We start from the raw sequence: 26,436 nt of genomic DNA on the forward strand, positions 1-26,436 counted from the left end.
GGGTTATCCCCCTGCGCCGAGGGGCACGTCGTTGTCGCTTTCGGGCGTCCGAAGTGACAACAACGTGCCCTTCGGCGAGTTAGAGGGCGTTGTGGGTGAGGCGGCCGGCAAGGAGGGTGGCGGCGACGCGCATCCCGCGCAGCTCGTCGGGGGTCGCGGCGAGCGGGTCGCTCTCCACGACGGCGAGGTCGGCGGGCTCGCCCCCGGCGACGCGCGTCCGGGTGGAGGCGGCCAGGGCGGCCTCCACCGGGATGCGCTGCTCGGGATGCCACGGCGCCCGGCCGTCCCGCGTGCGCCCGACCGCCGACGCGATGGCCGCCCAGGGGTCGAGCGGCGCGACCGGGGCGTCCGATCCGAACGCCAGGCGGGCGCCGGAGTCGAGCAGCGCCGCGAGCGGGAACGCGTCGGCGGTGCGGCCGGGCCAGAGCCGGTCGGCGACGTCGCGGTCGTCCATCGCGTGCTCGGGCTGGACGCTCGCGGTGACTCCGAGTGCGGCAAAGCGCGGGATGTCGGCCGGGTCGATGAGCTGCGCGTGCTCGATGCGACCTCCCGAGCCCAGCGCCTCGAACGCGTCGAGCGCGAGCCGGTTGGCCTCGTCGCCGATCGCGTGTACGGCCGGTTCGATGTCGTTGACGGCCGCGAACCGCAGGTCGGCCAGCAGCTCGGCGGGCGTCAGGTTGGCGACGCCGTGGCCGCCGTCCGGGTACGGGTGGAGGCAGAGTGCGGTGCGGGTGTTCAGCGAGCCGTCCGAGATGACCTTGAAGGGGCCCATCGTGAGGAGGCCGCCCGTTCCCTCCACGGGGGCGCCGGTGCGCAGTCCGAGCGCGACCGCGTCGGCCAGGCGGTCGCGGTAGACGCCGAACTCGACGCGCAGACCGCGGAACCCCGCAGCGAACCGGCGGGACCACACCTCCAGGTTCCCGCCGTACTCCAGGTCCACGATCCCGACCACGCCGCGCGCCGCGGCGGACTGAGCGGCCTCCGCCGCCCAGCGGTCGAGCGTCGCCTCGTCGGAGGGCGTGAGCCGGCTCGTCAGGGCGAAGCTCTCGTCCTCCCGCAGCAGAGCTCCGTGTGCTCCCGGCGCGAAGCGCTCGAACGCAGCGCCGTTGAGCCAGGAGCAGTGCAGGTCGCCCGCGATCAGCACGACGGGCCGGTCCCCCGCCGCGGCGTCGAGGAGTTCCCGGGTCGGGGCGTCGGGCCACAGCGCGTCGTGGAAGCCGAAGCCGACCAGCACGTCCGTCCTGGGGTCCGCCGCGGCGCGCGAGCGCACGAGTGCGGCCGTCTCTGCAGCCGATGACGCACGCGATACGTCCAGGCGGCGCGCCGTCTGCGCCCACTGCGTGAAGTGCACGTGCTGGTCCCACAGCCCGGGGATGAGCCAGCGCCCGTCGAGCGGGATGCGCTCCAGACCGCGCTCGCCGGGAGCACCGGCCGGCGCGAAGGATGCGATCCGGCCGTCGCGGACGGTCACATCGACCAGATCACTGGACCTGGGGAGCCGCGCGTCCCCCAGGACGATCGTCATCGCGCCGCGCGGCGCCGGTCGTGCACGAGCTGCATCTCGCGCAGCAGCGCCGGGCTCGCGTAGGGCGAGCCGCCGCCGAGCTCGGTCATGATCGAGTCCACGATGTGGTCGGGGCGGTTCTGGCTCATCTTCTGCTTGGCGACGATCCTCGTCGGCGTCAGCCGCACGCCGACGGTGCCGGAGGAGATGCGCTCGGCGTAGCGCTCGTCCTCCAGCGTCCCCCGCATCTGCCGCGGCTCCGGCAGCTCGCGCTCGAAGTGGTCGACCAGCTTCTCCAGCACCTGGAGGTTCTCCTCCGGGCTGAGCAACTCGGGCACGCCGGACAGGTGGACGGCGACGAAGTTCCAGGTCGGCACGGCCGGGTCGGCGTCGTACCAGGACGACGAGATGTAACCGTGCGGGCCCTGGAGGATCACCAGCAGCTCGTGCTCGCCCAGCTCGTGGAGCTGCTCGTCGGGCCGGCCGACGTGGCTGACGATGCTGAGCTCCTCGCGCGTGTCGTCGAGGATGACCGGGTAGTGCGAGGCGACCAGCCCCGTGGAGGCGTTGCTCACGAAGGTGCCCCACGGGTTCTCGCGGATGATCCGCTCGATCTCCGCCCGGTCGGTCAGCGTGAAGCTGGGGTTCTGACGCACGAAGCGCTCCTTACTTCTGATCCGGCTACTTCTGATCCTTGGGGCACCAGTACAGCTTGCGGCCGCCCAGCTCCTCCATCACGATGTGCGTTCCGCAGACCCGGCACGGCAGGCCCTCGCGCTTGTAGACCCAGTGTCGGTCCTCCCGCTTGGCCATCGCCCTGCGGTAGGACTCCTCGTCCAGGTCGTCCATCGTCATCATCTGGCCGGTCTCGACGCCGATCCTCAGCAGGTGCACCCAGTCGCGCCACAGCTCCCGGACGGTGTCCTCCGGGACCAGCTTGCCCGGCGTGTGCGGGTTCTGCCTGGCCCGGAACAGCAGCTCGGCGCGGTAGACGTTGCCGATGCCGCTGACGACGCTCTGGTCCATGAGCAGCAGGGCGATGGAGGTCGGCTTCTTGCGCACCTTCGCGACGAACGCCTCCTCGGCCTCCGGGCCGTCGTCCACCTGCGGGTCGGGGCCGAGCTTCGCGATCACCGCGTCCACCTCGGCCGGGTCGAGCACCTCGCAGGCGGTCGGGCCGCGGAGGTCGGCGACCGCCGTGTCCGTCAGCAGGCGTACGCGTACCTGGCCGATCGGCTCCGGCGGGAAGACGTCGATGTCGGCCTCCACCTTCTCGGACTCCGACATGCGCAGCCGGGTGCGGCGCGGCGCCCCGATGGAGTGCAGGGAGTTCTCTCCGGCCTCATCCAGAACCGTGCCGGTCTGGTTGGCCGTGCCCCTTTGATTCGTTTGGCCCATCCGCCCGTTGGCGCTCGCGATCGTCGGGTCGATGCTGATGTCGCCCGCGAAGTCCCAGGCGCCGTAGATGCCGAGGTGGATGCGCAGCCAGAGCTCGTTGTCGAACTCCAGGAACATCTGCTTGCCGACCGCCTTCGCGGCGATCATCGTGTGCCCGTCGATGCGCTTCGCGTCGTCGGCGAAGCGGCCCTGCGGCGAGGACACCGCCACGCGGTGGCCGACGAAGTTGACGGCGAACTGCTTGGCGATCCGGTGGACGGAGTGGCCTTCGGGCATCAGCGGTCCACGTTCTTGCCCGCGATGTCGCCGGTGGCCTCGTACTCCGCGAGCTGCGCGATGCGGCGTACGTGGCGCTCCTCCAGCGAGAACGGCGTGGCGATGAAGAGGTCGATGAAGCGGGTGGCCTCCTCGACGGTGTGCTGGCGCGCGCCGATCGAGATGACGTTGGCGTCGTTGTGCTGGCGGGCCAGCTCGGCGGTGCTCTCGTTCCAGACCAGGGCGGCACGCACGCCGAGCACCTTGTTGGCCGCGATCTGCTCGCCGTTGCCCGAGCCGCCGAACACCACGCCCAGGGCCTCCACGCCCGCCTGCTGGTCGCGGACGACCCCCTTGGCCGCGTTGATGCAGAACGCCGGGTAGTCGTCGATCGGGTCGTACTCGGTCGGGCCGTGGTCGACGACCTCGTGGCCGGCCTCGGTGAGGTGCGCCTGGAGGTGCTGGCTGAACTCGAGACCGGCGTGATCGGTGGCGATGTGGATGCGCATGGAGACAGTCTAGGGAAGGCCGCCGACGCTCCCCGGCGCACCTCACTAAGGTGGATCCGGTGGACACGATCCACACCCATCCCGCTTTTTCCAAGGAGTCAGCGTTGCCCGGAGAAAACCTCACCCGCATCGAAGCCCAGGAGCGCGCGTCGCTCGTCCGCACCAGCAGCTACGACGTCGTCCTCGATCTGACCACCGGCCCGGAGACCTTCCGCAGCACGACGACCGTGCGCTTCTCCGCGACGCCGGGCGCCTCGACGTTCATCGACGCGATCACGCGCACCGTCCACTCGGTCGTGCTGAACGGCGTCGAGCTCGACCCGGCTGCGGTCTCCGACGGCGTGCGCATCCAGCTCGACGGCCTGGAGGCGGAGAACACCCTCGTGGTCGACGCCGACGCGATCTACACCAACACCGGTGAGGGCCTGCACCGCTTCGTGGACCCGGTCGACGGCGAGGTGTACCTCTACTCCCAGTTCGAGGTCCCGGACTCCCGCCGCATGTTCGCGGTGTTCGAGCAGCCCGACCTGAAGGCCGAGTTCACGTTCACCGTGACCGCCCCCGCGCACTGGTCGGTCGTGAGCAACTCCCCCACCCCGGAGCCCGTCTCGGCCGGCGAGGGCGCAAAGACCTGGTCGTTCCCCGCCACGCCGGTCATCTCCTCCTACATCACCGCGCTCATTGCCGGCCCCTACGAGTCGGTGCACAGCGAGCTGACCAGCCGCGACGGCCGCACCATCCCGCTCGGCGTGTACGCGCGCCAGAGCCTCGCCGGCTTCCTGGACGCCGAGTACATCTTCGAGAAGACCCGCGAAGGCTTCGCGTTCTACGAGGAGAAGTTCGACTACGCGTACCCGTTCGAGAAGTACGACCAGCTCTTCGTCCCCGAGTTCAACGCGGGCGCGATGGAGAACGCCGGAGCGGTGACCTTCACCGAGACGTACGTCTTCCGCTCCAAGGTGACCGACGCCATCAAGGAGCGCCGGGTCGTCACGATCCTGCACGAGCTCGCGCACATGTGGTTCGGCGACCTGGTGACGATGAAGTGGTGGAACGACCTCTGGCTCAACGAGTCGTTCGCCGAGTACGCCTCCACCCTCGCCACCGCCGAGGCCACCGAGTGGACCGAGGCCTGGACGACCTTCGCCGCGATGGAGAAGAGCTGGGCGTACCGCCAGGACCAGCTGCCCTCCACGCACCCGATCGTCGCGACGATCAACGACCTGGAGGACGTGCAGGTCAACTTCGACGGCATCACGTACGCCAAGGGCGCCTCGGTGCTCAAGCAGCTCGTCGCCTGGGTCGGCCAGGACGACTTCCTCGCCGGCGTCGCGCAGTACTTCAAGAAGCACCAGCACGGCAATACCGAGCTGACCGACCTCCTGGTCGAGCTGGAGGCCACGAGCGGCCGCGACCTGACCGAGTGGTCGAAGCTGTGGCTGGAGACCGCGGGCGTCAACACCCTCCGCCCGGAGCTGTCGGTGGACGCCGACGGCACGATCACCGCGTTCGCCGTGCTGCAGACGGCCGCCCCCGACTACCCGACCATCCGCCCGCACCGCCTCGCGGTCGGCTTCTACGACCTGGTGGAGGGCCGCCTGGTCCGCACCTCGCGCGTCGAGCTGGACGTCGACGGCGAGCGGACCGAGGTCGCCGAGCTGGTCGGCCGGAAGCGCCCCGCGCTGATCCTCCTCAACGACGACGACCTCGCCTACGCGAAGATCCGCCTGGACGAGGACTCGCACCGCGTCGCGCTGGAGCACCTGTCCTCCATCGAGAGCCCGCTCGCCCGCTCGCTCGTCTGGGGCGCGGTCTGGGACGCCACCCGCGACGCCGAGACCCCGGCGAGCGACTACGTGCGACTCGTGCTCGGCAACATCGCCTCGGAGACCGAGTCGACCACGCTGCGCACCACGCTCACGCAGCTCGTGCTCGCCGCCGGCAGTTACGTCGCGCCGGAGCGCCAGAAGCAGACCGGCGAGGAGGCCGCGGCCGCCCTGTGGGAGCTCGCGCAGCAGGCCGAGGCCGGCAGCGACGCCCAGTTCCAGTTCATCAAGTTCTTCGCGGCGCTGGCCTCCACCCCGGAGCAGCTCGCGAACGTCGCCGCCCTGCGCGACGGGACGGTGACCCTCCCGGGGCTGACCGTGGACACCGACCTGGCCTGGGAGCTCCTCATCGCGCTCGTCGCGGGCGGGGTCGCGGGCGACGCGGAGGTGGACGCCGCCCTCGCCGAGGACAACACGGCCAACGGCGCGCAGTTCGCCGCCCAGGCACGCGCGTCCATCCCGACACTCGCGGGCAAGCAGGCCGCGTGGGACTCGGTGTTCGGCTCGGACGCGCTCCCGAACACGATCGTCCGCTTCACCGGCCTGGGCTTCCAGCGCGCGGCCGACAAGGAGGTGCTGGCGTCGTTCGTCGAGCCGTACTTCGCCGCGCTGCAGGACGTCTGGACGTCGCGCACGTACAAGATCGCGGAGTACCTCGTCGCGGGCATGTACCCGGCGCCGCTCGCGAACGCGGAGCTGCGGGATGCGACGCGCGCGTGGCTCGACGCGAACCAGGAGCCGGCGGCGCTGCGGCGGCTGGTCGTGGAGAACCTGGCGGGCGTGGAGCGGGCGCTGGCGGCGCAGGCGCGGGACGCGCGGGCGTAGTCCGCTGCTGACACGTTCACGGGGAGTCCGGCTGGCGCCGGGCTCCCCGTTTCGTCGCCGTCAGTCGGGTGAGGCCGTCCACGTTCCGTCGACTCCGGACGTGACTAACCTCCACTCCTCGTCCGTGATGGCTGGATCCAGGAACTCGATCACGAGGCGGTCCGAGCGGAATCCAGATCGGGCCAGCTTGTAGGTCTCGAGCTGCGCCTTGGGGTACGTGCTGAACTTCATGATCCGCACCCGCTCCGACTGGGCTGCCTTCTCGCAGCCCAAGCGGCTAGGGCACACCTCATCGGTCACGTCGACGGGTTGCACCAGGGGCGGCAGCAAGTAGGCGTCCGACCCCAAGTCCTTCTGCGGATCAATTGTGGCGCGCGGGTCGAAGAACGTGCACGCGGCGAGCGCCATGGCACACACGATCCCCAGACCCGCGGCTACCGTCGTTCGTTTCCAGTTGCGCCCGCCCATCAGTCACTTGTACTGCTGCTCGATGGTCGCTGTGTCAGGCGTCCGGTTCTGCCAGTAGCCGGCGAGCAGTCCCCCACCCACCTCCGGGTCGGCCACCACCGGGTACGACACCGACGCATCGTGCTCGACCACCTGCGTGAGCACTCCACCGTCGACCTCGAAGTGCGTCGGGACGTCCGCGCCGTCTGCATCCTTCGCCCAGGCGGGAAGGACACCGCCCTGGAAGCCGCCGTCCGGATCCCGGATCACGATCATGCCGCCGTCGAGTTGCTCCAGATATCCGCCCCCGGGAAGCGCGATCGTGTAGTCGAACCGCGTCGGGGCGGAGGCGTTGTCGATGACCGTCGTGATCTGGACGCTCCCGTCGTCCTTGACGACCGGAACCGTCGTCGTGCCGTTCTGGTTGTCGTACGAGACGATCCCGTCAGCCTCCACCTCGGCGTGCCGCGCCTGCTCGACGAAGGGCAGCCCGATCGAGATCTCGATGCCGACGTGCTCGAGAGCGAGCGTGAGGTCGTCGCGGGGGTCGGTCGGAATCGCCACGTCGGTCGCGCCGACGCGCTCGTCGACCGCCAACTCGCCGCTTTCGGTCGTCTCGACATCCGCCACGCGGCTGAGCACATCCGTGGTGGCGCGCTCGCTCACCGAAAGAGTCCCAGGGTCAGGCCGCCCGTCGCGGCCGCGGCGCTGGCGAAGGTGGTGCGTTGTCTCATCGTGGTCCAATCGGTCGACTACGTCGTCGCCCGCCAACCTATGTGCTCGCCGTTCGATACATCAACCCATTGCACCTCTTGCATTTCACATACATTCCTGATGCCTCATGCCCTCGCCCTACCCGCCCGACACGCAGGTGGTACTCAGGTTCGATGACGGGAGGCCTCCCCCGGCCCTACTCTCGGAGCCATGATCCAACTCGAACGCCTCACCAAGAGGTTCGGCAGCAAGACCGCTGTCGACGACATCTCGGCGACCATCCAGCCGGGCAAGGTCACCGGCTTCCTCGGGCCGAACGGCGCGGGTAAGTCGACCACCATGCGCATGATCATGGGACTCGACCGGCCGACCCGCGGCATCGCGACCATCAACGGCAAGCGGTACGCCGAGCTGCGGTCGCCGCTCGGGGAGGTCGGCGCGCTGCTCGACGCCAAGGCCGTCCACACCGGCCGCACCGCCTACAACCACCTGCTGGCGATGGCCGCGACGCACGGCATCTCCAAGCGCCGCGTGCACGAGGTCATCGGCCTCACCGGCCTGGAGTCGGTCGCGGGCAAGCGCGTCGGCGGGTTCTCGCTCGGCATGGGACAGCGGCTCGGGATCGCCGCCGCCATGCTCGGCGACCCCGCGACACTCATCCTGGACGAGCCGGTCAACGGGCTCGACCCGGAGGGTGTGCTCTGGGTGCGTCAGTTCGCCCGGCACCTCGCCGGGCAGGGGCGCACGGTCTTCCTGTCCTCGCACCTGATGAGCGAGATGTCGCAGACCGCGGACCACATCATCGTGCTCGGCCGTGGCCGCATCCTCGCCGACGCCCCGGTGGACCAGATCCTCGCGGGCGCCACGCGCAGTGCGGTCCGGGTCCGCACGCCGGAGGTCGAACGGCTGGCGAACGCCATCCAGGGCGGCGACGTCACGATCACCGGCGTGGAGGCCCAGCTCATCGAGGTCACCGGGCTCAGCGCCGCGCAGATCGGCGACGCCGCGGCCGGCGCGGGCATCGCCCTCCACGAACTCACCCCGCTCAGCGCCTCCCTGGAGGAGGCGTACCTCGAACTCACGCAGGACGAGGTCGAATACCACTCGGAGGTCGCCTCATGAGCACCGCAACCGCACCCGCCACCGGGTACGCCCACGCCGAGGTCGGTCGGCTGAGCTTCGTTCGCGTGCTGCGCTCGGAGTGGATCAAGCTGCGCTCGCTGCGGTCGACGTTCTGGACGCTGGTGAGCGTCCTCGTGCTGATCGCCGGACTCTCCGCGCTCCTGTCGGCCGTCGTGCCGAACGCCTCGACGCTCGGCCAGCGGGCCCCGGAGTCGACCCTCGTGGACTTCACGACCCGGGCGGCGACCGCCGGGCTGACCTTCGCGCCGCTCGTCGTCGCGGTGCTCGGCGTGCTCGCCATCAGCGGCGAGTTCTCCACCGGGATGATCCGCTCGTCCTTCGCCGCGGTGCCCCACCGGTTCCCGGTGCTCGGCGCGAAGGCGATCATGCTCTTCCTCGTCTCGTTCGTCGTCGGTCTGGTGAGCTTCGCGGCCTCCTGGTCGATCGCCGTTCCGCTGCTGACGGCGAAGGGCTACAAGGGCGACCTGTTCTCGGACACCACGATGTGGTCGATCCTCGGCGCCGCGACCTACCTCGGGCTCGTCGCCGTCTTCGCGCTCGGAGTCGGCGCCATCCTCAAGGCCAGCGCGGGCGGCATCGCGACGGCGCTCGGCGTGCTGTTCCTGCTGCCGATCATCTCCCAGCTCCTCCAGGCGCTGCTGCCCAAGCAGACCTGGATCGCCGACTGGTCGCACTACCTGCTCAGCGACGCGGGGGCCGGGATGGCGGGCCTGCCGAACGGCACGCTCGAGCCGTGGCAGAACATCCTCACGGTCGTGATCTGGGCCGCCGTCTCCTTCATTGCGGGAGCGATCCTGCTGCAGCGACGGGACGCGTGACCTCCACGACCGCAGCCGACGCCGCCCCGGCCGACCTCGAACTCCCGAGGCCGCCCGGGGCGGTGCGGCGCTATTTCGGCGCTCACCCGCTGGTGGTGGACGCGATCGTCGCGGGCGTCTGCCTGGTGCCGTCGCTCGCCGAGGGCATCGTCCACATGGTGCGGACGCCGAGCCTGGCGTCCGCGATCCAGCTCCTGCTCGTGGTGGTGGCCGGCGCGGCGCTGTTCGCCCGGCGGCTGCACCCGCGCGCGGTGTTCGGGATCGCGATCGTCGTCCTCGTCGTCAGCGTCTTCCTCGGCCGCAACCTCGACTTCGTGCCTGCGGTGTTCGCGCTCTACGCCCTCGCGGTCTACCGCACGGTGCGCTCGGCGTGGATCGGCTACGGCATCACGGTGGTGGTGACCGTCGTCTCGCTCGCCATCGCGACCATCGTCTCCGAGGTGCCGTCCTTCGCGCCGCTGTCCACGGAGGCCGTCCCGTCCGGCTTCGCGGCGCTCGCGTTCTGCATCGTGGCGGTGCTGATCGGCAGCAACGTCGGCAACCGGCGGCGCTACCTGAATGCGCTCATCGACCGTGCCCGCCAGCTCGCCCGGGAACGCGACCAGCAGGCGGAGATCGCCACCGCGGCCGAGCGCAGCCGTGTGGCGCGGGAGCTGCACGACATCGTCTCGCACAGCCTGACGGTGATGATCGCCCTCGCCGACGGCTCCGCCGGCCTCGTCGGCACGGCCCCCGAGCGCTCCGCCGAGACGATGCGGCTGGTCGCGGAGACCGGACGCGGCGCCCTCGGCGACATGCGCCGCCTGCTCGGGGTGCTCCGGGCAGGCGATGAGGAGGCCGCGGCCCACGCCCCGCAGCCCGGGCTCGCCGACCTGCGCGAACTGGTCGAACGGTTCCGGGCGGCCGGCCTCCCGGTGCGGATCACCGTCTCCGGCACGCCGACCGCCGACGTCGGGCAGCAGCTCACGGTCTTCCGGGTCGTCCAGGAGGCGCTCACCAACACCCTCCGCCACGCCGCGCTCGCGACCACGGTCGCCGTGACGATCGAGTTCGGCGAGCGGGTGACCCGCATCACCGTGGAGGACGACGCAACGGTGCACACCGGCTCGGTGCACGGCTCGGGGAGCGGACTGCTCGGACTGCGCGAGCGCGTCGCGCTCTACGGTGGGACGCTGGAGGCCGGGCCGCGCCGCGGCGGCGGCTGGCGGCTCGTCGCGGAGTTCGCGACCGTGCCGTCCACCGCCGAGGCGGCATCCGCCGAACCGAGCGCCGCCGAACCGACCTCAACCGAACCGCCCTCCACCGAACCCGCCCCCGCCACCGACCCCACCAGGAGACCCGAATGACCGACGCCGGCCGCCCGCAGCCCCTCCGCGTCCTGCTCGTCGACGACCAGGCGCTCGTCCGGCTGGGCTTCCGGATGGTGCTGGAGGCCGAGCCCGACCTCCAGGTGGTCGGCGAGGCGGCCGACGGCGTCGAGGCGGTGCGGCTCGCGGTCGAGACCCGGCCCGACGTCATCCTGATGGACGTCCGGATGCCGAACCTCGACGGCATCGAGGCGACCAGGCGCATCGTCGCGGCGAACCCGGACGCGCGCATCATCATCCTCACCACCTTCGACCTGGACGAGTACGCCTTCGGCGGCCTGCGCGCCGGCGCGAGCGGCTTCCTGCTCAAGGACGCGCGCCCGGCCGAGCTCTCCGCGGCCATCCGCGCCGTCGCGGCGGGCGACGCCGCGGTCTCCGGTCGCGTCACCCGCTCCATGCTGGAGCTGTTCGCCGACCGGCTGCCCGCCAGCGGCGCCGGCGCGACCGCGGCCGCCGATCCGACCGCGGTGCTCACGCCGCGCGAGCGGGAGATCCTCCTCGCGATGGCGGACGGCCTGACCAACGGCGAGATCGGCGCGAAGTTCTTCCTCACCGAGTCGACGGTCAAGACGCACGTCGGCCGCGTCCTCGCCAAGCTGCAGCTGCGCGACCGCGTGCACGCGGTCATCTTCGCCTACGAGAACGGGCTCGTGGAGAGCTGAGGCGCGCGAGGCGTTCCAGACGACGCCAAGGCGGCTCTCGATAGGATTTCGTGCGATGAGCATTCTGAAAGCGAACTTCTGGACCTCACTCGGCGACTGGGCCGTCAGCACCGGATGGACCCTCGTCAACGTCGTCTGCATCATCGCCGGCGCCGTCCTGGTGAGCTGGCTGCTGCGCGTGATCATCCGCCGCGTGGTGAAGCAGATCGTCAGCGGGGTCAAGAAGGGGCAGAGCGTCACCGACACGCAGGCCCTGGTGGCCTCGCCGCTCGCCGCGGTGCGAGTGGTGCAGCGCACCCGGACGCTGGGCTCCGTGCTGAGCAACATCGTCAACGTGACGATCGGGATCATCGCCATCGTGATGATCTTCGGCGTCGTCGCACCCAACGCCGCCAGCTCGCTGGCCCTCCTCACCGCCGCGATCGGCGCCGGCCTCGGTTTCGGCGCGCAGAACATCGTCAAGGACGTCCTCAACGGCCTGTTCATGGTCATGGAGGACCAGCTGGGCGTCGGCGACGTGGTCGACCTCGGCGCCGCGACCGGTGTCGTGGAGGCGGTCGGCATCCGGATCACCCAGGTCCGCGACGTCAACGGCGTGCTCTGGTTCGTCCGCAACGGCGAGATCCTCCGCGTGGGCAACATGTCGCAGGGCTGGTCGCGCGTGATCGTCGACCTCGCGGTGCCGTACGACACCGACATCGAGGCCGTGCAGGCGAAGATGATGGAGGCCGCCACGGCGCTCGCGACGAGCCCCAAGTGGCGCTCGCGCATCCTCGACAAGCCCGAGCTGTGGGGCCTGGAGTCCATCTCGGCCGACGCGATCGTGATCCGGATCGTGCTGAAGACCCGCACGACGGCGAAGGACGACGTCTCCCGAGAGCTGCGGCTCCGCCTCAAGCAGGCCACCGACGAGCTCGGCGTCACGCTGCCCTCGCTCTCGGCCGTGGTGCTGTCCGGCTTCGACGGCGCGGGCAGCGTCGGTGGCGCCAAGCCGCCCCGTACCCGGCCGACGCCCGTCGTCCCGGATCGGCCGCTCACCGGGCGCAAGGCCCGCGCAGCGGCCAAGCGCACTGCGACGCGGGCACCCGATCCGGGCGCCATCCGCATCCGGCCGGCGATCGAGACGAAGCCCGGCGCGACCACGCCGAAGCCGCCCTCGGCCGCGGCGAAGCCGGCCTCGGCCGCGAAGCCGTCCACCACGGCGAAGCCCGCCGCACCGGACGACGCCGCCGCGACCCCGCGCACGGCGACCCCCAAGCCCCGCACCCCGAAGCCTCCGGCGGCCGGTCAACCTCCCGCGGAAGAAGCCGAGTGACATGACCACCATCCCCGTCGGCCCTCCGGCCGGACCGTCCTTCTTCGAGCAGCTCGGCGGCCACGCCACGTTCGTGCGCCTCGTGGACAACTTCTACCGCGGCGTCGCGGGCGACCCGGTGCTCCGGCCGATGTACCCGGAGGAGGACCTCGGCCCGGCGAAGGAGCGGCTCACGCTCTTCCTGGAGCAGTACTGGGGCGGCCCGACCACCTACAGCGAGCAGCGCGGCCACCCGCGGCTGCGGATGCGGCACAACCCGTTCCGGGTCAACCCGGACGCGCGCGACCGCTGGCTGGCGCACATGCGCGTAGCGGTGGACGAGCTGGCCCTGCCGCCGCTGCTGGACGAGACCCTCTGGAACTACCTGGAGCGCGCCGCGTTCGCTATGGTCAACACATTCGAGGAATAGCCCGCCCCTCGCCCTCCCGCCGTGCCGAAGGAGACACGCCATGACGCCAGAACCCGACTGCCTGGTCGTGGGAGCCGGACTCGCCGGGCTGGTCGCCGCGTGCGAGCTCCTGGACGCCGGGAAGACGGTGACGATCCTCGACCAGGAGCCGGCGGCCTCCCTCGGCGGGCAGGCGTTCTGGTCGTTCGGCGGGCTCTTCCTCATCGACTCCCCCGAGCAGCGCCGGATGGGCGTCTCCGACTCGCTCGCGCTCGCCCGGCAGGACTGGTTCGGCAGCGCCGGCTTCGACCGCGCGGAGGACCACTGGCCGAAGCGCTGGGCCGAGGCGTACCTCCAGTTCGCCGCGGGCGAGAAGCGCGCGTGGCTGCACGAGAAGGGCGTCCGGTTCTTCCCGGTCGTCGGCTGGGCCGAGCGCGGCGACGGCACGGCAGGAGGCCACGGCAACTCGGTGCCGCGCTTCCACATCACCTGGGGCACCGGCCCCGGCGTCATCGCGCCGTTCGTCCGCCAGGTGCAGGCCGCAGCGGCGGCGGGGAAGGCCCGCTTGCTGCACCGCCACCGGGTGGACGAGCTGATCGTGGAGGACGGCCGGGTGGCCGGCGTCCGCGGCGCGATCCTGAAGCCGGACGCCGCCGTGCGCGGCGCGGCCAGCAACCGGGAGCGGATCGCGGACTTCGAGCTGCGCGCGCCCGCGGTCGTCGTCGCGAGCGGCGGGATCGGCGGCAACCACGACCTCGTTCGGGCGGCCTGGCCGGAGCGGCTCGGCACTCCCCCGGACTTCATGCTCTCCGGAGTGCCCGCGCACGTCGACGGGCGGATGCTGGGCATCGCCGAGGCGGAGGGCGCGCACCTGATCAACGGCGACCGGATGTGGCACTACACCGAGGGCATCCAGAACTGGGACCCGATCTGGCAGCGGCACGGCATCCGCATCCTGCCCGGGCCGTCGTCGCTCTGGCTGGACGCGCGCGGCGAGCGGCTGCCCGCGCCGCTGTTCCCGGGATTCGACACGCTCGGGACGCTGGAGCACCTCCGGACGACCGGCTCGGACTACTCCTGGTTCATCCTCACCCAGAAGATCATCGAGAAGGAGTTCGCTCTGTCCGGCAGCGAACAGAACCCCGACCTGACCGGCAAGGACTACGGGCTGCTCGCCAAGCGCGTCGGTCCGGGAGCGCCGGGGCCGGTGGAGGCGTTCAAGGAGAAGGGCGCCGACTTCGTGGTGGCGGACACGCTGGACGAGCTGCTCGCCGGGATGCAGCGACTGTCGGAGGTCCCTCTCGACACCGAGCTGGTCACCCGGCACGTGCGCGAGCGCGACCGTCAGCTGGACAACCCGTTCGGCAAGGATCTCCAGCTCGCGGCGGTCCGCGGCGCCCGGGCCTACCGCGGCGACAAACTCATCCGGGTGGCGTCGCCGCACAAGCTCACCGATCCGAAGGCCGGCCCGATGATCGCGGTGAAGCTGCACATCCTCACCCGCAAGAGCCTCGGCGGCATCGAGACGGACCTCGACGGCCGCGTGCTCGGCGTTGACGGCGCACCGGTGCCCGGACTGTACGCGGCGGGCGAGGCGAGCGGCTTCGGCGGCGGAGGCGTGCACGGGTACCGGGCGCTGGAGGGCACCTTCCTCGGCGGTTGCCTGTTCTCCGGGAGGCAAGCCGGGCGCGCGATCGCCCGCATGGTCTAGCCGCGGTACGGATCAGCCGCGCAGACTCCACGACTGGCGGCGGATGAGCGTGTGCCCGCGTCGCGTGGTCAGGCGCGTCCACGGCCCGGTCTCCAGGATCGAGACCGGCTCGCCTGCGGCCAGGAAGCCGAGGCTCTCCGCCGCGAACGCCGCGCCGGCCGGGACGTACTCCAGCTGGTCGATGGGCCGGCCCCAGACCTCGGCGCGCACCCGCTGGACGAGCTGCTCGCCCGTCCCCGTCGGCACGGCCTCCGCGACCTCGGCGATGCCGGCGGCCGCGGTCGCCTGCAGGAGCTCGTATGTCGTCTCGCCGACCGGGCGCCAGCCGCCGCGCGGCGGGGAGATTCCCGCCCACGTCACGGACGGCGCCTCCATCGGCAGCCGGACCTCCAGCGGCGCGCTCTCGACGGCGCCGTCGACCGCTCCGGACTCGTCGCCGTCGCGGCCCTCCTCCTCGACCGCGCCGGTCTCGGAGGCCGCAGCCGCGCTCTCCGCGGCCTCGCGCACGCGCGCGAGCCGGTCGAGCAGCGAGCGGATCGGCACGACGACGTCGAACTCCACGTCGTGGCCGGTCAGGAAGGTGCGCAGCCCGAGCACGGTCGGCGTCTGGTCGAGCAGCCCCCTCGGATAGAGGATGGCGGTGTACACGGCGAGCACGCCCGATCCTGCGATCAGGCGCACCGACCCTTCCTCGACGCGGGCGGCGCGCGACAGGTACGTCTGCAGGTCGGCGGCGGCGAGGGTGTCCTGGAGGGAAAACGACTGGCTCATCTGACCTCTAAGCTACTAGAGACCCCGGACGGAGACACTGTGACAGAGCCCCTGGAATCGCTGCTCACCGCACTCGACCTCACCGACACCGGTGCCCGCACCAGCGAGGACATCTTCACCGGCCCGTCCCAGTGGATGCCGCTGGGCCGCGTGTTCGGCGGCCAGGTGCTCGCGCAGTCCATCGTCGCGGCGACGCGCACGGTGTCCGACGACCGCAGCATCCACTCGATGCACGGCTACTTCCTGCGGCCAGGGGACGTCAACTACCCGATCACCTTCTCGGTCGACCGCATCCACGACGGGCGGTCGTTCTCCACCCGCCGGACGCAGGCGTACCAGAACGGGCTGCCGATCCTGTCGATGATCGCGTCGTTCCAGGACGAGGACGAGGGCCTGGAGCACCAGGTCGAGATGCCGCACGACCTGCCCGACCCGGAGTCGCTGCCGAACTCTGCGGAGACACTGGAGGAGATCGACCACCCAGTCGCGCAGTACTGGGCCAGCAAGCGGCCGTTCGACATGCGGCACGTGCCCTCTCCCATCTTCCTGTCGGTGGAGGGCGCGCACGTCGCCCACCAGGCGGTCTGGTTCCGCTCCATCGGAGACCTCCCGGACGACCCCGCCCTGCACCGGGCCGCGCTCGCCTACGCCAGCGACTACACGATCATGGAGTCGGTCATGCGCCGGCACGGCGTCGCCTGGGCGACCCCGGGACTGAAGGCGGCGAGCCTCGACCACGCGATGTGGTGGCACCGGCCGGCGCGGGTGGACGAGTGGCTGCTCTACACGCAGGAGTCGCCGAGCGCGAACGGAGGCCGCGGGCTCGCCCTCGGACGCATCTTCAGCCGCGACGGGCGCCTCGTGGCGAGCGTCGCGCAGGAGGCGACCATCCGGGTCCCGGACGCGTCGAAGCTGCGCGACTGACCTAGCCGAACGTGCTGCGCAGCAGCACCGTCCCGTTGGCCGCCGACCGGATGTCGATGGACGCGATGTCGGGCAGCGGCACGCTCGTCGTGGCCGCGGGCTCGACCACGGTCCCCTCCGCGGCCGTCCAGGTCGAGATCTGCGTCTGGTGGCCGGACTTGTCGGTGACGACCATCGCGTAGGTCCAGGTGCGGCCTCCGTCGTCGCCGCCGACCTTCGCGTAGGCGCAGCGCGAATCGATCCGCGTGCCCCACGGCTCCGAGGTGAGGTGGAGGTCGGCGGACAGCGCGCTCGGCTCCACCTGCTCCATCGCGACGCTCGTGCCCGCGGGCGAGCCGGGCTCCAGCGCCGGGACGGCGATCGCGATGGCCCCCACGAGCACGGCCGCCGCCGCAGCGGCGAGACCGCCCACCAGCCAGCGCGACCGCCGCCTGCGCCGCCGGGCGGCGTCCAGCAGCGACGGGAGCACCTCCGCGCCGAGTCCGGCGTCCTGCGGTGCCTCCTCGTCGAGCAGGGCGAAGGCCTGCTCCCGGGGCACGCGGCCGAGCAGCCCGGGCATGCCGGCGAGCTCGGCGACCGCCGCCGAGCAGCGCCCGCACTCGCGCAGGTGCTCCTCGAACTCCTTGCGCTCCGCCGGAGCGAGGGCGCCGAGGACGTACGCGGCGTCCCAGGTGGCGAACTCGTCGTGGTTCATCGCTCCGTCACCCCTCTCTCCTGGAGCGCGAGCCGCATGGCCCGGAGGCCGTAGTGCAGTCGCGACTTGACCGTGCCCTCCGGGATCTCCAGCTCCCGGGAGATCTCGGCGATGGACCTGCCGCCGTAGTACGCGTGGACGATCACGGCGCGGTGCTCGTCCGACAGCTCGGCCAGCGCGTCGGAGACGAGCCACGCGTCGAGGACGGCGTCGGCGCCGTCGTCCAGCGACGACGGCCGCTCCGGGAGGGTGTCGGTGCCGAACTCGTGCTGCGAGTGCGCGCTCCGCTTGTCGTCGATGACGATGTTGCGGGCGACGGTGAACAGCCAGGCGCGCGCGGACTGCTGGGTCTGATCCAGCACGGCAGGCTTGCGCCAGGCACGCAGCAGGGTCTCCTGCACGACGTCGTCGGCCATCGCTCGGTCACCGGTGAGGTGGACGACGTAACGCCAGACCGCCTGCGCGTGCTGGTCGTGCAGCTCCCGCAGCAGGCGTGCGTCCTCATCCGGCATGGTCACCTCCTGCACTAACCACGGAGAGGGTGATGGAAAAGTTCAGAACTCGATGTGTGAACCGAAGCGGTCACCCTCCCGTGCCTAACCTAGGAGAAAGCACTGCCGACCGGGAGGATCCACGATGACCGAATCCGCGCCGCTGACGCGCCGCACCCTCGTTCAGATCGGCGGCGTGTCCGCAGCAGGCGCGGGGGCGCTGCTGCTGGCGGCGTGCACGCCGCAGGGTTCGGGCGCGTCGTCGGGCGACGGATCGGGGAGCGGCGGCTCGGCCACCGTCGCTCTCTCGTCGATCCCGGTCGGCGGCGCTGTCTCCGCACAGCTCGGCTCCACGCCGATCGTCGTCTCGCAGCCCTCGGCCGGCTCGGTGGTCGCCTTCAGCGCGGTGTGCACGCACGCGGGCTGCACCGTGGCGCCGCAGGGCAAGGAGTTCGACTGCCCGTGCCACGGCTCTCGCTTCGACGCGGCGACGGGCGACGTCATCAACGGACCGGCGAGCACGCCGCTGACGAAGCTGACCGCGACCGTCTCCGCCGGCAAAGTCACCATCACCCAGTAGCCCCTCCGCACGGTCGAAGGGCACGTAAACGCCCCTAAAACCGCGTTTTAGGGGCGTTTACGTGCCCCTCGGCGGAGAGAGACGGGACTGGATGGGGCGCGTCAGCGCTTGGTGAATTGGACGGGGGTGTCGAGGTAGGGGGTCCAGGCGGTGCGCTCGTGGTCGTTGATGCGGCGGGGGCGCTCGCTCGCGGCGTCGACCAGGACGATCGTGGTGGACGCGCGCGAGTACATCGTGCGCGGCTCGACGCCCTCGGGCGTCCACACCTCGTAATTGACCTCCAGGCTCGCGCCGCCCAGCCGGCCGAGCCAGAGCTGCACGTCGAGCGGCTGCCGCAGGTACGGGATGGGCGCGAGGTACTCGATCTCCTGCCGCGCGATGAGCGTCAGCGTGTCGGCGCCCGGCGTGCCGTCGAGCACCGCCGTCGAGCCGCCCACGGCGTGCTCGTCGCTCGCCCAGAACGCCTCGATGCGCGCCTCCTCCAGGAGACGCAGCATCGCGGCGTTGTTCACATGGCCGTACGCGTCGAGGTCGCTCCAGCGGAGCTTGATCGGGACGTGCAGTCGCATGCCGGCGTCAGTCGCGCGTCAGCTTGCGGTACGCGGACCGGTGCGGCTTCGCGGCGTCCGGGCCGAGGCGCTCGACCTTGTTCTCCTCGTACGCCTCGAAGTTGCCCTCGAACCAGTACCAGTCGGACGGGTTCTCCTCGGTGCCCTCGTAGGCCAGGATGTGGGTCGCGATGCGGTCGAGGAACCACCGGTCGTGGGTGATGACCACGGCGCAGCCGGGGAACTCGAGCAGGGCGTTCTCCAGACTGGAGAGCGTCTCGACGTCGAGGTCGTTGGTCGGCTCGTCCAGCAGCAGGAGGTTGCCGCCCTGCTTGAGCGTCAGCGCCAGGTTGAGGCGGTTGCGCTCACCGCCGGAGAGCACGCCCGACTTCTTCTGCTGGTCCGGTCCCTTGAACCCGAAGGTGGAGACGTACGCGCGCGACGGGACCTCGGTCTTGCCGACCTGGATGTAGTCGAGCCCGTCGGAGACGACCTCCCAGACGTTCTTGTTCGGGTCGATGCCGCCGCGGGTCTGGTCGACGTAGGAGATCTGCACGGTCTCGCCGACCTTCAGGGTGCCGTCGTCGAGGGGCTCCAGGCCGACGATCGTCTTGAAGAGGGTCGTCTTGCCGACGCCGTTCGGGCCGATGACGCCGACGATGCCGTTGCGCGGCAGCGTGAAGGTGAGGCCGTCGATGAGGACGCGGTCGCCGAAGCCCTTCTGCAGGTTCTTCGCGTCGATCACGATCTGGCCGAGGCGCGGCCCCGGCGGGATCTGGATCTCCTCGAAGTCGAGCTTCCTGGTGCGCTCCGCCTCGGCCGCCATCTCTTCGTAGCGCGCCAGGCGCGCCTTGGACTTGGCCTGGCGGCCCTTGGCGTTGCTGCGCACCCAGTCGAGCTCGTCGGACAGGCGCTTGGCCAGCTTGGCGTCCTTCTTGCCCTGGATCGCGAGGCGCTCGCGCTTCTTCTCCAGGTAGGTGGAGTAGTTGCCCTCGTACGGGTAGAGGTGGCCGCGGTCGACCTCGGCGATCCACTCGGCCACGTGGTCGAGGAAGTACCGGTCGTGGGTGACGGCGAGCACGGCGCCGTGGTACTTGGCGAGGTGCTGCTCCAGCCAGAGCACGCTCTCGGCGTCGAGGTGGTTGGTGGGCTCGTCCAACAGCAGGAGGTCGGGCTTCTGCAGCAGCAGCTTGCAGAGCGCGACGCGGCGCTTCTCACCGCCGGAGAGCGTGTTGACCGGCCAGTCCCCCGGCGGGCAGCGCAGCGCGTCCATCGCCTGTTCGAGCTGGGAGTCGAGGTCCCAGGCGTCGGCGGCGTCGATCTGCTCCTGCAGCGTGCCCATCTCGGCCAGCAGCGTGTCGAAGTCGGCGTCGGGGTCGGCCAGCAGCCCGGAGATCTCGTTGAAGCGGTCGACCTTGCCCTTGATCTCGCCGACGCCCTCCTGCACGTTCTCCAGGACGGTCTTGTTCTCGTCCAGCACCGGCTCCTGCATGAGGATGCCGACCGTGTAGCCGGGAGACAGCTTGGCCTCGCCGTTCGACGGGGTGTCGAGGCCGGCCATGATCTTCAGGATGGTCGACTTACCGGCGCCGTTCGGCCCGACGACGCCGATCTTCGCTCCCGGCAGGAACGCCATCGTCACGTCGTCGAGGATCACCTTGTCGCCGACGGCCTTGCGGGCCCTGACCATCGAGTAAATGTATTCGGCCACTCTTGTTCCTGAACTCCCTGTCTTGGACTCGCGGGGTCGAAGCCCTGTACGAGGATACCGGGAACTACCAGTCGATCGGCCGGGTCTGGCCGATCAGGCAGCCTCCGGTCGCGAGCGTGGGGCTGGTGAGGCTGGTGTAGCCGCCCGAGTCCGGCCCGTACTGGCCGATCACGCAACTCGCTCCGAATTGCACGGAGAACTGGATGGAGGCCGCCTTGAGCCCGATCGTGGTCATGTCCGGCGTGAGCTGCATGTCGGACTTGGTGAACCCGGCGGCGACGAGCGCGTCGATGAAGTCGCGTCCCTGCGCGCCGGGCTTGGCCGCGATCGTCGCCTGGTTGACCTTGTCGAAGTAGGGCAGGTTCTGCTCCGCGGTTCCGCCGGGGACGAGCGCCGGCGCCGCACTCGCGGTCGGCGTGGGGGTCGGCGTCGCCGAGGCGGAGGCCGAGTCCGTGGCCGCCGTATGCGGCGCCGGATCGGTCGTCGCCCCCGGATGCCCCCCGGTGCATGCGCTCAGCAGCAGCGCCGCCGCGACGGCCGCGCCCGCGAGCAGGCCGGCGGCGGGTCGGGCGGACGCTCTCATGCCCTCCACCCTAGGGCCCTGCGCCTATGGGATCGCCCTGATGTTCGGGCATATCCGGCAGTGAGGACGGCGCGACCGCCACGCACCCGCGCGCCGCCGGCAGGGCGATCCCGGCCGTGGAGCGCGTGAACTCGCTGCGGCCCCAGCTCAGGTCGTGCCCGATCGCCTCCGCCTCGATCTCCACCGTCACGCCGAGCTGTTCACCCTCCCAATCGCGCACGCACAACCTCCCAGCCACCACGAGCGGATCGCCGCGCGCGATGCAGGCCGCCGCGCTCACGGCGAGCTCGTCGAACGCCGTGACCGTGAACCAGTTCGACGGGGCTTCGGGGACCCTCGCACCCGAGCGCCGTTCGCGCCTGCGGTCGTTCGTCACGAGCCGGAAGCTCGTGATCGGCGCGCCCGCCTCCGGTTCGACGTGCCGCGGGCTCGTGGCCACCGTGCCCCGTACCGTCACCGTCTCTGCCATGTCGTCCTCCGTTTCCACGGCCTCCGGTGAGGCCGTACGTCAACGATGGCCGAGCCGCAAGGGGCGCGGCGGCGAGAACGGAGATCCGTGGAGAACTCGCGACGGCGGTCACCCTGTGGAGGACGACCCGGCGGACGTCAGGCCGCGACCACGTACGGCGCGTACGAGGCGCGGATCTTGTTCACCTTGGGCAGCGCGACCGCCAGGCAGTAGCCCTGACCGGGGTTCTTGGCGAAGAAGTCCTGGTGGTAGTCCTCCGCACGGTAGAACGGCCCGAGCGGCTCGATCGTGGTCACGATGCCGCCCTCCCAGTACTCGGACGCCCGGTCGCGCGCGGCCTCGAACAGCGTGCGCTGCTCCTCGCCGTCGAAGAACATCGCCGACCGGTACTGCGTGCCGACGTCGGCGCCCTGCCGGTTCAGCTGCCGCGGGTCGTGCAGCGTGAAGAAGACGTCGAGGATCACCTCGGCCGGGATGACCTCCGGGTCGAAGGTCACGGCCACGGCCTCGGCGTGCCCGGTCGTCCCGGTGCACACCTCCTCGTAGCTCGGGTCCACAGTGGCGCCGCCGGTGTAGCCGGACACCACGTCCTGCACCCCGCGGAGCACGCGGTAGACGGCGTCGAGGCACCAGAAGCACCCGCCGGCGAGGACGAAAGTCTGCATCGGTCCATCCCTTCGATCGGTCCGGCCTCCATTCTGCTACGGCGCCGCCGTTCCGCGGGCTTCGCAGGCGGGATGCGCGACACAGCGCCGCCGCTGCGCGGACCGAACGGTCCGCCCCGTTACCATCGCGGCATGCAGTGGTGGAATGACTTCGTCGATTGGCTCAATTCGTCGGCCGCGCAGCCCGCGGTCTTCAATGCGGCGGTCCTCGCGATCGCCGTCATCGTCTCCGGTCTGCTCGCCGCGTGGATCGCGCGCGGCGCCCTCCGTGGACTCCTCTCGCGCACCGACCGTCAGCAGAAGGCCAGCGCGATCGCCGCGCTCGTCGACGCGGCGACCGAGGCGTCCGTCTGGAACTCGCTGACCCCGGCCGAGCAGGTGCTGTCCGACCGCGCCGTGGGGCAGGCCGACATCCTCGTGCGGCTCCTGCCGATCAAGGGAGCGGGAATCGCCGCGAACTGGGCGGGCCACCAGCTCGCCGAGATGAAGCGCGCGTCCGCGACGTTCGGCTACCAGCTCGACCCGGCCGTCGCGGAGTTCCGCGACCGGCTGATCGAATGGCAGAACAAGCCGGGCCGCGCGCGCCGCATCTTCCAGGGCGACCTGGAGCGCTGGCGCTTCGAGAGCGCGGACCCGAACAACTCCCTGGTGGTGCAGCAGGACGCCTGGGTCGCGCAGCAGCACCACGAGCAGTACGCGGCGCCGGCAGCCGCGACGGAGGAGACGGTTCCGGCCGCGACCTACGCCGCCCCCGCGGCACAGCCGAGCGCACCCGCGGCCCACGCCGACCCCTCGTTCACGTCCGCCAACTACCCGACCACGAGCGGCGCCAACGACGAGACCCCGCTCCCGGTGTCCGCCTTCGCCGCGGCCGGCGACGAGAACGACACCACCCCGAACCCGCGCTTCGGCCAGCCCGTCGGCTGACCTCCGCGCACCCGAGCCTCCCCCACGGACAGGAAGGGGCGCCGACCAACCCGGCGGCCCCCCCTACACCGTCCCGGGAGGCGTGGCTCAGCGGCTGTAGTCGCCGCGCGTCGTCCACCAGTCATCGAACATGCTCGCGGGCACGCGGCGCTTGTGCTCGGTCGCCAGGTAGCGCGTCTCGATCGCCGACGCGATCTCGTCCGCGACCTCCCGGCCCTCCAGGAAGTCGTCGATGTCGCTGTACTGGATGCCCAGGTTGGCCTCGTCGGTCTGGCCCGGGTCGAGGTCGAGGAGGTCGGCGGTCGGCGCCTTCTCGTAGAGGCGGGCCGGCGCCTCCAGGTGCTCCAGCAGCGCGCGGCCCTGGCGCTTGGTGAGGCCGCTGAGCGGCAGCACGTCCGCGCCGCCGTCGCCGTACTTGGTGAAGAACCCGGTCACGGCCTCCGCCGCGTGGTCGGTGCCGACCACCAGCAGGCGCCGCTGGCCGGCGATGGCGTACTGCGCCACCATCCGCAGGCGGGCTTTCACGTTGCCCTTGGTGAAGTCGGTCATCGCCTCGCCGACGGCGTCGCCGAACTCCGCGTCCACCCCGTCCACGCCGCGCTTGATGTTGAACTCGATGGTGCGCTGCGGCTGGATGAACGACAGCGCGAGCTGCGCGTCGTCCTCGTCGTGCTGCACCCCGTACGGCAGGCGCGCAGCGATGAACTCGGCCTCGACGCCCTCGGCGGCGAGCCGCTCGACCGCGAGCTGGCACAGCCGGCCGGCGAGGGATGAATCCTGCCCTCCGCTGATCCCGAGCACGAAGCCGGAGGCTCCGGTCGCCCTCAGGTAGCGCGTGAGGAAGTCGACACGCTTGGCGACCTCCTCCGCGGCGTCGACGCTCGGCGTCACGTTCAGCTCGTCGATGATCCTGGCCTGGAGTTCACGCATGCTGCCACGATACCGGCGGCGGATTTCGTGCGTGTGAACTCCCCGCGCGCCGGGAGCCGGCTCTAGCATCGGCCGCATGAACCCGCTCGTCGGAACGATCGTCCTCGTGCCGCTGCTGGCCGTCGTCGCCGCCCTCGTCGCCTCGGTGGTGGGGAGGGTGGCGAAGATCCCGCTCGTCGTGTTCGAGATCCTGCTCGGCATCCTGGTCGGCCCGAGCGTGCTGGGCTGGGTGCCGGCGTCGGACGCGCTGCACGCGGTCGGGCAGTTCGGCCTCGCCTTCCTGTTCTTCATGGCGGGCAACGAGATCGACTTCCACGCGATCCGCGGACGGCCGCTGCGCCGCGCCTCCCTCGGCTGGGTCGTCTCGCTGGCCGTCGGCGTACTTCTCGGCGTGCTGCTCGCGCCGGACGCGATCGCCGGCGTCTACGTCGGGATCGCGCTGTGCTCCACCGCGCTCGGGACGCTCATGCCGATGCTGCGCGACGCCGGTGAGCTGCGCACCCCGTTCGGGCTCGCGGTCACGGCCGTCGGGGCGGTCGGCGAGTTCGGGCCGCTGCTGGCCATCTCGCTGTTCCTCTCCGGGCGGAGGCCGCTGACCGCCGCACTGGTGCTGATCGCGTTCGCGGTGGTCGCCGCCGGTGCGGTGTGGTTCGCCGCGCGGGGAGGCCACCAGCGGTTCCACGCGCTCGTGCGCGCCACCCTGCACACCAGCGGGCAGTTCGCCGTGCGCGTCGTGGTGCTGGCCATCGCCGCGCTGGTCGGGCTGAGCCTCGCGCTCGGCCTGGACATGCTGCTCGGCGCGTTCGCCGCGGGCGTCGTCGTGCGTGTCCTGCTCGCGGGCGCGGCCGAGGAGGATGCGAAGCTCATCGAGACCAAGCTGGAGGCCGTGGCGTTCGGCGTGCTCGTCCCGGTGTTCTTCATCGAGACCGGGATCACGTTCGACCTGCGCGGGCTCCTCGGCGACCCGCACGCACTGCTCCTGCTGCCGATCTTCCTGGTGCTGCTGCTCGTCGTTCGCGGCCTCCCCGGCTCCCTCGCGGCCCCGCGCGGCTCGACGTTCGCCGACCGGGCGTCACTCACGCTGTTCAGCGCGACCGGGCTGCCGATCATCGTCGCCGTGACGAACATCGGGCTGAAGGACCACGACCTGACCTCCGGGACCGCGACCGCCCTGGTCGGCGCCGGGATGCTGTCGGTGCTGATCTTCCCGGTCGTCGCGCTGCTGCTGCGGCAACGCTCGGCGGACGGCGGGGTGCGGCCTCCCGACCCGGATCGCATCCCGGTCGTGGGCTGAGACGCCGAATTAGGGGACGCGCGTGACCGCCCTGGCGAGGATCGCCGTAGTGAGCGCCTCGACCGGTTCGCGCGCGGCGGAGGGGTTGGAGAGCAGGGTGAAGTCCACGTGTCCGAGCTCCGGGAGGCTGAACCGGTTGGTGACCTTGATCAGGTCGGTGGGGATGAGCGAGCGCGGGAACACCGCGACCCCGAGACCCGCACGCACGGCGGCGAGGACGCCGTTGACCTCGCGGGTGTTGCAGGTGATCCGCCAGGTGCGGCCTGCGGCCTCCAGCGCCTCGATCGTGATCTGGCGGCTGAGGCTCGGCCCCTGGTACGCGATCAGCGGGACCGGCTGGTCGGGTTCGAGCGCCGTCTTCTCCTGCCCGATCCAGACCAGCTCGTCCGTCGCGACCACGGTGCCGTCGGTCGTGCCGGGGTTCTGCTTGATGAAGATGAGGTCGAGGTGGCCGGCCTTCAGCCGCCGGTGCAGCGGGGCGGACTGGTCGACGGTGAGCTCCAGGTTGACCTGCGGGTTCTGCTGACGGAAGTGCCGCAGGATGCGCGGCAGCGTCGTGATCGCGAGGTCGTCCGCCGCGCCGAACCGTAGCCTCCCGCGCATCGCCGACCCGCTGAAGTAGCTGTCCGCCTCCGCGTGCGCCGCGAGGATGGTGCGGGCGAACCCGGCCATCGCGTCGCCGTTGTCGGTCAGGCGCACCTCCCGGGTGTCGCGCGAGACGAGCTGGCGCTTGGCGGCCTGCTCCAGCCTGCGGACGTGCTGGCTGACGGTCGGCTGGCTGATACCGAGCCGCTGGGCCGCACGCGTGAACGAGCGCGTGTCGACCACCGCGAGGAAGGTGCGCAGCAGGACAGGGTCGAACATTCGGTGCTCCGTTCAGGGGGCGGCTATTCGGAAATCCAATGGGAGTTATAGGTTCAATTCGCTGAAAGAATACCGTCGATTCCGTAGCGTGGAGGGAGAACTC

28 protein-coding genes are annotated in these 26,436 nt (G+C 71.1%); 12 read left to right on the top strand and 16 right to left on the bottom strand.

Annotated elements, in window-relative coordinates; all coding sequences use genetic code 11:
* Positions 1-79: 79 nt before the first annotated feature.
* From ABCS02_RS29225 to ABCS02_RS29240, 4 genes are read right to left on the bottom strand one after another with little or no spacing between them, the layout of a single operon-like run.
* Positions 80-1,525, bottom strand: coding sequence for an amidohydrolase (locus tag ABCS02_RS29225; protein ID WP_345839235.1), 1,446 nt, complete (start codon positions 1,523-1,525; stop codon positions 80-82).
* Positions 1,522-2,160 carry an FMN-binding negative transcriptional regulator gene (locus ABCS02_RS29230; protein ID WP_345839236.1) on the bottom strand — a complete coding sequence of 213 codons (639 nt, stop codon included), beginning with the start codon at positions 2,158-2,160 and terminating at the stop codon, positions 1,522-1,524. The genes ABCS02_RS29225 and ABCS02_RS29230 overlap by 4 nt, the downstream gene beginning before the upstream one ends.
* Before the next feature lie 25 nt (positions 2,161-2,185).
* Positions 2,186-3,178: a zinc finger domain-containing protein gene (locus tag ABCS02_RS29235; protein ID WP_345839237.1), complete on the bottom strand. Its 993-nt coding sequence runs from the start codon at positions 3,176-3,178 to the stop codon at positions 2,186-2,188.
* Positions 3,178-3,666, bottom strand: a complete 489-nt coding sequence (locus tag ABCS02_RS29240; protein ID WP_345839238.1) for a ribose-5-phosphate isomerase — start codon at positions 3,664-3,666, stop codon at positions 3,178-3,180. The genes ABCS02_RS29235 and ABCS02_RS29240 overlap by 1 nt, the downstream gene beginning before the upstream one ends.
* 104 nt (positions 3,667-3,770) lie before the next feature.
* On the opposite strand from ABCS02_RS29240, the gene pepN reads away from it, so the two are divergent.
* Positions 3,771-6,317 carry an aminopeptidase N gene (gene pepN, locus ABCS02_RS29245; protein WP_345839239.1) on the top strand — a complete coding sequence of 849 codons (2,547 nt, stop codon included), beginning with the start codon at positions 3,771-3,773 and terminating at the stop codon, positions 6,315-6,317.
* Positions 6,318-6,377: 60 nt separating this feature from the next.
* Here pepN and ABCS02_RS29250 read toward each other — a convergent pair whose 3' ends face one another.
* Positions 6,378-6,785, bottom strand: coding sequence for a hypothetical protein (locus tag ABCS02_RS29250; protein ID WP_345839240.1), 408 nt, complete (start codon positions 6,783-6,785; stop codon positions 6,378-6,380).
* 3 nt (positions 6,786-6,788) lie between these two features.
* A complete protein-coding gene (locus ABCS02_RS29255; RefSeq protein ID WP_345839241.1) occupies positions 6,789-7,430 on the bottom strand; it encodes a hypothetical protein in 642 nt (213 codons plus the stop codon).
* A gap of 258 nt (positions 7,431-7,688) precedes the next feature.
* On the opposite strand from ABCS02_RS29255, the gene ABCS02_RS29260 reads away from it, so the two are divergent.
* Genes ABCS02_RS29260 through ABCS02_RS29290 form a run of 7 tightly spaced genes read left to right on the top strand, consistent with a single transcriptional unit; the run spans position 7,689 to position 14,882 of the window.
* The gene (locus tag ABCS02_RS29260; RefSeq protein WP_345839242.1) at positions 7,689-8,600 is read left to right on the top strand and encodes an ATP-binding cassette domain-containing protein; all 912 of its coding nucleotides are present in this window, start codon (positions 7,689-7,691) and stop codon (positions 8,598-8,600) included.
* Entirely contained in the window at positions 8,597-9,439 is an 843-nt protein-coding gene (locus ABCS02_RS29265; RefSeq protein ID WP_345839243.1) for an ABC transporter permease subunit, read from the top strand. Before ABCS02_RS29260 ends, ABCS02_RS29265 begins: the two co-directional genes overlap by 4 nt.
* Positions 9,436-10,785, top strand: coding sequence for a histidine kinase (locus tag ABCS02_RS29270; RefSeq protein ID WP_345839244.1), 1,350 nt, complete (start codon positions 9,436-9,438; stop codon positions 10,783-10,785). The genes ABCS02_RS29265 and ABCS02_RS29270 overlap by 4 nt, the downstream gene beginning before the upstream one ends.
* The gene (locus ABCS02_RS29275) at positions 10,782-11,468 is read left to right on the top strand and encodes a response regulator transcription factor (protein WP_345839245.1); all 687 of its coding nucleotides are present in this window, start codon (positions 10,782-10,784) and stop codon (positions 11,466-11,468) included. The genes ABCS02_RS29270 and ABCS02_RS29275 overlap by 4 nt, the downstream gene beginning before the upstream one ends.
* A gap of 55 nt (positions 11,469-11,523) precedes the next feature.
* Positions 11,524-12,783, top strand: a complete 1,260-nt coding sequence (locus tag ABCS02_RS29280; protein ID WP_345839246.1) for a mechanosensitive ion channel domain-containing protein — start codon at positions 11,524-11,526, stop codon at positions 12,781-12,783.
* A gap of 1 nt (position 12,784) precedes the next feature.
* Positions 12,785-13,192 (top strand): globin, encoded by a 408-nt coding sequence (locus ABCS02_RS29285; RefSeq protein ID WP_345839247.1) that lies wholly within the window; start codon positions 12,785-12,787, stop codon positions 13,190-13,192.
* 40 nt (positions 13,193-13,232) lie between these two features.
* Positions 13,233-14,882 carry an FAD-binding dehydrogenase gene (locus ABCS02_RS29290; protein WP_345839248.1) on the top strand — a complete coding sequence of 550 codons (1,650 nt, stop codon included), beginning with the start codon at positions 13,233-13,235 and terminating at the stop codon, positions 14,880-14,882.
* Positions 14,883-14,894: 12 nt separating this feature from the next.
* Here ABCS02_RS29290 and ABCS02_RS29295 read toward each other — a convergent pair whose 3' ends face one another.
* Positions 14,895-15,653 (bottom strand): hypothetical protein, encoded by a 759-nt coding sequence (locus tag ABCS02_RS29295; RefSeq protein WP_345839249.1) that lies wholly within the window; start codon positions 15,651-15,653, stop codon positions 14,895-14,897.
* 39 nt (positions 15,654-15,692) lie between these two features.
* On the opposite strand from ABCS02_RS29295, the gene ABCS02_RS29300 reads away from it, so the two are divergent.
* A complete protein-coding gene (locus ABCS02_RS29300) occupies positions 15,693-16,577 on the top strand; it encodes an acyl-CoA thioesterase II (RefSeq protein ID WP_345839250.1) in 885 nt (294 codons plus the stop codon).
* 1 nt (position 16,578) lies between these two features.
* On the opposite strand, the gene ABCS02_RS29305 is transcribed toward ABCS02_RS29300, so the two are convergent.
* Positions 16,579-17,271 (bottom strand): zf-HC2 domain-containing protein, encoded by a 693-nt coding sequence (locus ABCS02_RS29305; protein ID WP_345839251.1) that lies wholly within the window; start codon positions 17,269-17,271, stop codon positions 16,579-16,581.
* Positions 17,268-17,783 carry a sigma-70 family RNA polymerase sigma factor gene (locus ABCS02_RS29310; RefSeq protein WP_345839252.1) on the bottom strand — a complete coding sequence of 172 codons (516 nt, stop codon included), beginning with the start codon at positions 17,781-17,783 and terminating at the stop codon, positions 17,268-17,270. Before ABCS02_RS29310 ends, ABCS02_RS29305 begins: the two co-directional genes overlap by 4 nt.
* A gap of 124 nt (positions 17,784-17,907) precedes the next feature.
* Between ABCS02_RS29310 and ABCS02_RS29315 the strand changes: the two genes are divergently transcribed.
* The gene (locus ABCS02_RS29315) at positions 17,908-18,342 is read left to right on the top strand and encodes a Rieske (2Fe-2S) protein (RefSeq protein ID WP_345839253.1); all 435 of its coding nucleotides are present in this window, start codon (positions 17,908-17,910) and stop codon (positions 18,340-18,342) included.
* 101 nt (positions 18,343-18,443) lie between these two features.
* On the opposite strand, the gene ABCS02_RS29320 is transcribed toward ABCS02_RS29315, so the two are convergent.
* The 5 genes from ABCS02_RS29320 to msrA all read right to left on the bottom strand — a co-directional run bounded on the left by ABCS02_RS29320 (position 18,444) and on the right by msrA (position 22,318).
* The gene (locus ABCS02_RS29320) at positions 18,444-18,911 is read right to left on the bottom strand and encodes a thioesterase family protein (RefSeq protein WP_345839254.1); all 468 of its coding nucleotides are present in this window, start codon (positions 18,909-18,911) and stop codon (positions 18,444-18,446) included.
* 7 nt (positions 18,912-18,918) lie between these two features.
* Positions 18,919-20,601 carry an energy-dependent translational throttle protein EttA gene (gene ettA, locus ABCS02_RS29325; RefSeq protein ID WP_345839255.1) on the bottom strand — a complete coding sequence of 561 codons (1,683 nt, stop codon included), beginning with the start codon at positions 20,599-20,601 and terminating at the stop codon, positions 18,919-18,921.
* A gap of 64 nt (positions 20,602-20,665) precedes the next feature.
* Positions 20,666-21,184, bottom strand: coding sequence for a hypothetical protein (locus tag ABCS02_RS29330; protein WP_345839256.1), 519 nt, complete (start codon positions 21,182-21,184; stop codon positions 20,666-20,668).
* 10 nt (positions 21,185-21,194) lie between these two features.
* Positions 21,195-21,653, bottom strand: coding sequence for a single-stranded DNA-binding protein (locus ABCS02_RS29335; RefSeq protein ID WP_345839257.1), 459 nt, complete (start codon positions 21,651-21,653; stop codon positions 21,195-21,197).
* Between the two features lie 137 nt (positions 21,654-21,790).
* Positions 21,791-22,318, bottom strand: a complete 528-nt coding sequence (gene msrA / locus ABCS02_RS29340; RefSeq protein WP_345839258.1) for a peptide-methionine (S)-S-oxide reductase MsrA — start codon at positions 22,316-22,318, stop codon at positions 21,791-21,793.
* 132 nt (positions 22,319-22,450) lie between these two features.
* On the opposite strand from msrA, the gene ABCS02_RS29345 reads away from it, so the two are divergent.
* The gene (locus ABCS02_RS29345) at positions 22,451-23,245 is read left to right on the top strand and encodes a hypothetical protein (protein WP_345839259.1); all 795 of its coding nucleotides are present in this window, start codon (positions 22,451-22,453) and stop codon (positions 23,243-23,245) included.
* 87 nt (positions 23,246-23,332) lie between these two features.
* Here the strand turns inward: ABCS02_RS29345 and nadE are convergent, their stop codons facing one another.
* On the bottom strand, positions 23,333-24,175 hold the full coding sequence (nadE, locus tag ABCS02_RS29350) for an ammonia-dependent NAD(+) synthetase (protein ID WP_345839260.1): 843 nt from the start codon (positions 24,173-24,175) through the stop codon (positions 23,333-23,335).
* 76 nt (positions 24,176-24,251) lie between these two features.
* Here nadE and ABCS02_RS29355 point away from each other — a divergent pair, with 76 nt between their 5' ends.
* Positions 24,252-25,469 (top strand): cation:proton antiporter, encoded by a 1,218-nt coding sequence (locus tag ABCS02_RS29355; protein ID WP_345839261.1) that lies wholly within the window; start codon positions 24,252-24,254, stop codon positions 25,467-25,469.
* A gap of 9 nt (positions 25,470-25,478) precedes the next feature.
* On the opposite strand, the gene ABCS02_RS29360 is transcribed toward ABCS02_RS29355, so the two are convergent.
* Positions 25,479-26,333 carry a LysR substrate-binding domain-containing protein gene (locus ABCS02_RS29360; protein ID WP_345839262.1) on the bottom strand — a complete coding sequence of 285 codons (855 nt, stop codon included), beginning with the start codon at positions 26,331-26,333 and terminating at the stop codon, positions 25,479-25,481.
* Between the last annotated feature and the right edge of the window lie 103 nt (positions 26,334-26,436).

Source organism: Microbacterium sp. X-17, assembly GCF_039615055.1.

Excerpts from the sequence above, each read along its gene's own strand:
- ABCS02_RS29225 (WP_345839235.1), bottom strand. The coding sequence starts at position 1,525 with ATGACGATCGTCCTGGGGGACGCGCGGCTCCCCAGGTCCAGTGATCTG.
- ABCS02_RS29235 (WP_345839237.1), bottom strand. The coding sequence starts at position 3,178 with ATGCCCGAAGGCCACTCCGTCCACCGGATCGCCAAGCAGTTCGCCGTC.
- ABCS02_RS29240 (WP_345839238.1), bottom strand. The coding sequence starts at position 3,666 with ATGCGCATCCACATCGCCACCGATCACGCCGGTCTCGAGTTCAGCCAG.
- ABCS02_RS29250 (WP_345839240.1), bottom strand. The coding sequence starts at position 6,785 with ATGGGCGGGCGCAACTGGAAACGAACGACGGTAGCCGCGGGTCTGGGG.
- ABCS02_RS29260 (WP_345839242.1), top strand. The coding sequence starts at position 7,689 with ATGATCCAACTCGAACGCCTCACCAAGAGGTTCGGCAGCAAGACCGCT.
- ABCS02_RS29265 (WP_345839243.1), top strand. The coding sequence starts at position 8,597 with ATGAGCACCGCAACCGCACCCGCCACCGGGTACGCCCACGCCGAGGTC.
- ABCS02_RS29275 (WP_345839245.1), top strand. The coding sequence starts at position 10,782 with ATGACCGACGCCGGCCGCCCGCAGCCCCTCCGCGTCCTGCTCGTCGAC.
- ABCS02_RS29280 (WP_345839246.1), top strand. The coding sequence starts at position 11,524 with ATGAGCATTCTGAAAGCGAACTTCTGGACCTCACTCGGCGACTGGGCC.
- ABCS02_RS29285 (WP_345839247.1), top strand. The coding sequence starts at position 12,785 with ATGACCACCATCCCCGTCGGCCCTCCGGCCGGACCGTCCTTCTTCGAG.
- ABCS02_RS29290 (WP_345839248.1), top strand. The coding sequence starts at position 13,233 with ATGACGCCAGAACCCGACTGCCTGGTCGTGGGAGCCGGACTCGCCGGG.
- ABCS02_RS29295 (WP_345839249.1), bottom strand. The coding sequence starts at position 15,653 with ATGAGCCAGTCGTTTTCCCTCCAGGACACCCTCGCCGCCGCCGACCTG.
- ABCS02_RS29305 (WP_345839251.1), bottom strand. The coding sequence starts at position 17,271 with ATGAACCACGACGAGTTCGCCACCTGGGACGCCGCGTACGTCCTCGGC.
- ABCS02_RS29310 (WP_345839252.1), bottom strand. The coding sequence starts at position 17,783 with ATGCCGGATGAGGACGCACGCCTGCTGCGGGAGCTGCACGACCAGCAC.
- ABCS02_RS29315 (WP_345839253.1), top strand. The coding sequence starts at position 17,908 with ATGACCGAATCCGCGCCGCTGACGCGCCGCACCCTCGTTCAGATCGGC.
- ABCS02_RS29320 (WP_345839254.1), bottom strand. The coding sequence starts at position 18,911 with ATGCGACTGCACGTCCCGATCAAGCTCCGCTGGAGCGACCTCGACGCG.
- ABCS02_RS29330 (WP_345839256.1), bottom strand. The coding sequence starts at position 21,184 with ATGAGAGCGTCCGCCCGACCCGCCGCCGGCCTGCTCGCGGGCGCGGCC.
- ABCS02_RS29335 (WP_345839257.1), bottom strand. The coding sequence starts at position 21,653 with ATGGCAGAGACGGTGACGGTACGGGGCACGGTGGCCACGAGCCCGCGG.
- msrA (WP_345839258.1), bottom strand. The coding sequence starts at position 22,318 with ATGCAGACTTTCGTCCTCGCCGGCGGGTGCTTCTGGTGCCTCGACGCC.
- ABCS02_RS29345 (WP_345839259.1), top strand. The coding sequence starts at position 22,451 with ATGCAGTGGTGGAATGACTTCGTCGATTGGCTCAATTCGTCGGCCGCG.
- nadE (WP_345839260.1), bottom strand. The coding sequence starts at position 24,175 with ATGCGTGAACTCCAGGCCAGGATCATCGACGAGCTGAACGTGACGCCG.
- ABCS02_RS29355 (WP_345839261.1), top strand. The coding sequence starts at position 24,252 with ATGAACCCGCTCGTCGGAACGATCGTCCTCGTGCCGCTGCTGGCCGTC.
- ABCS02_RS29360 (WP_345839262.1), bottom strand. The coding sequence starts at position 26,333 with ATGTTCGACCCTGTCCTGCTGCGCACCTTCCTCGCGGTGGTCGACACG.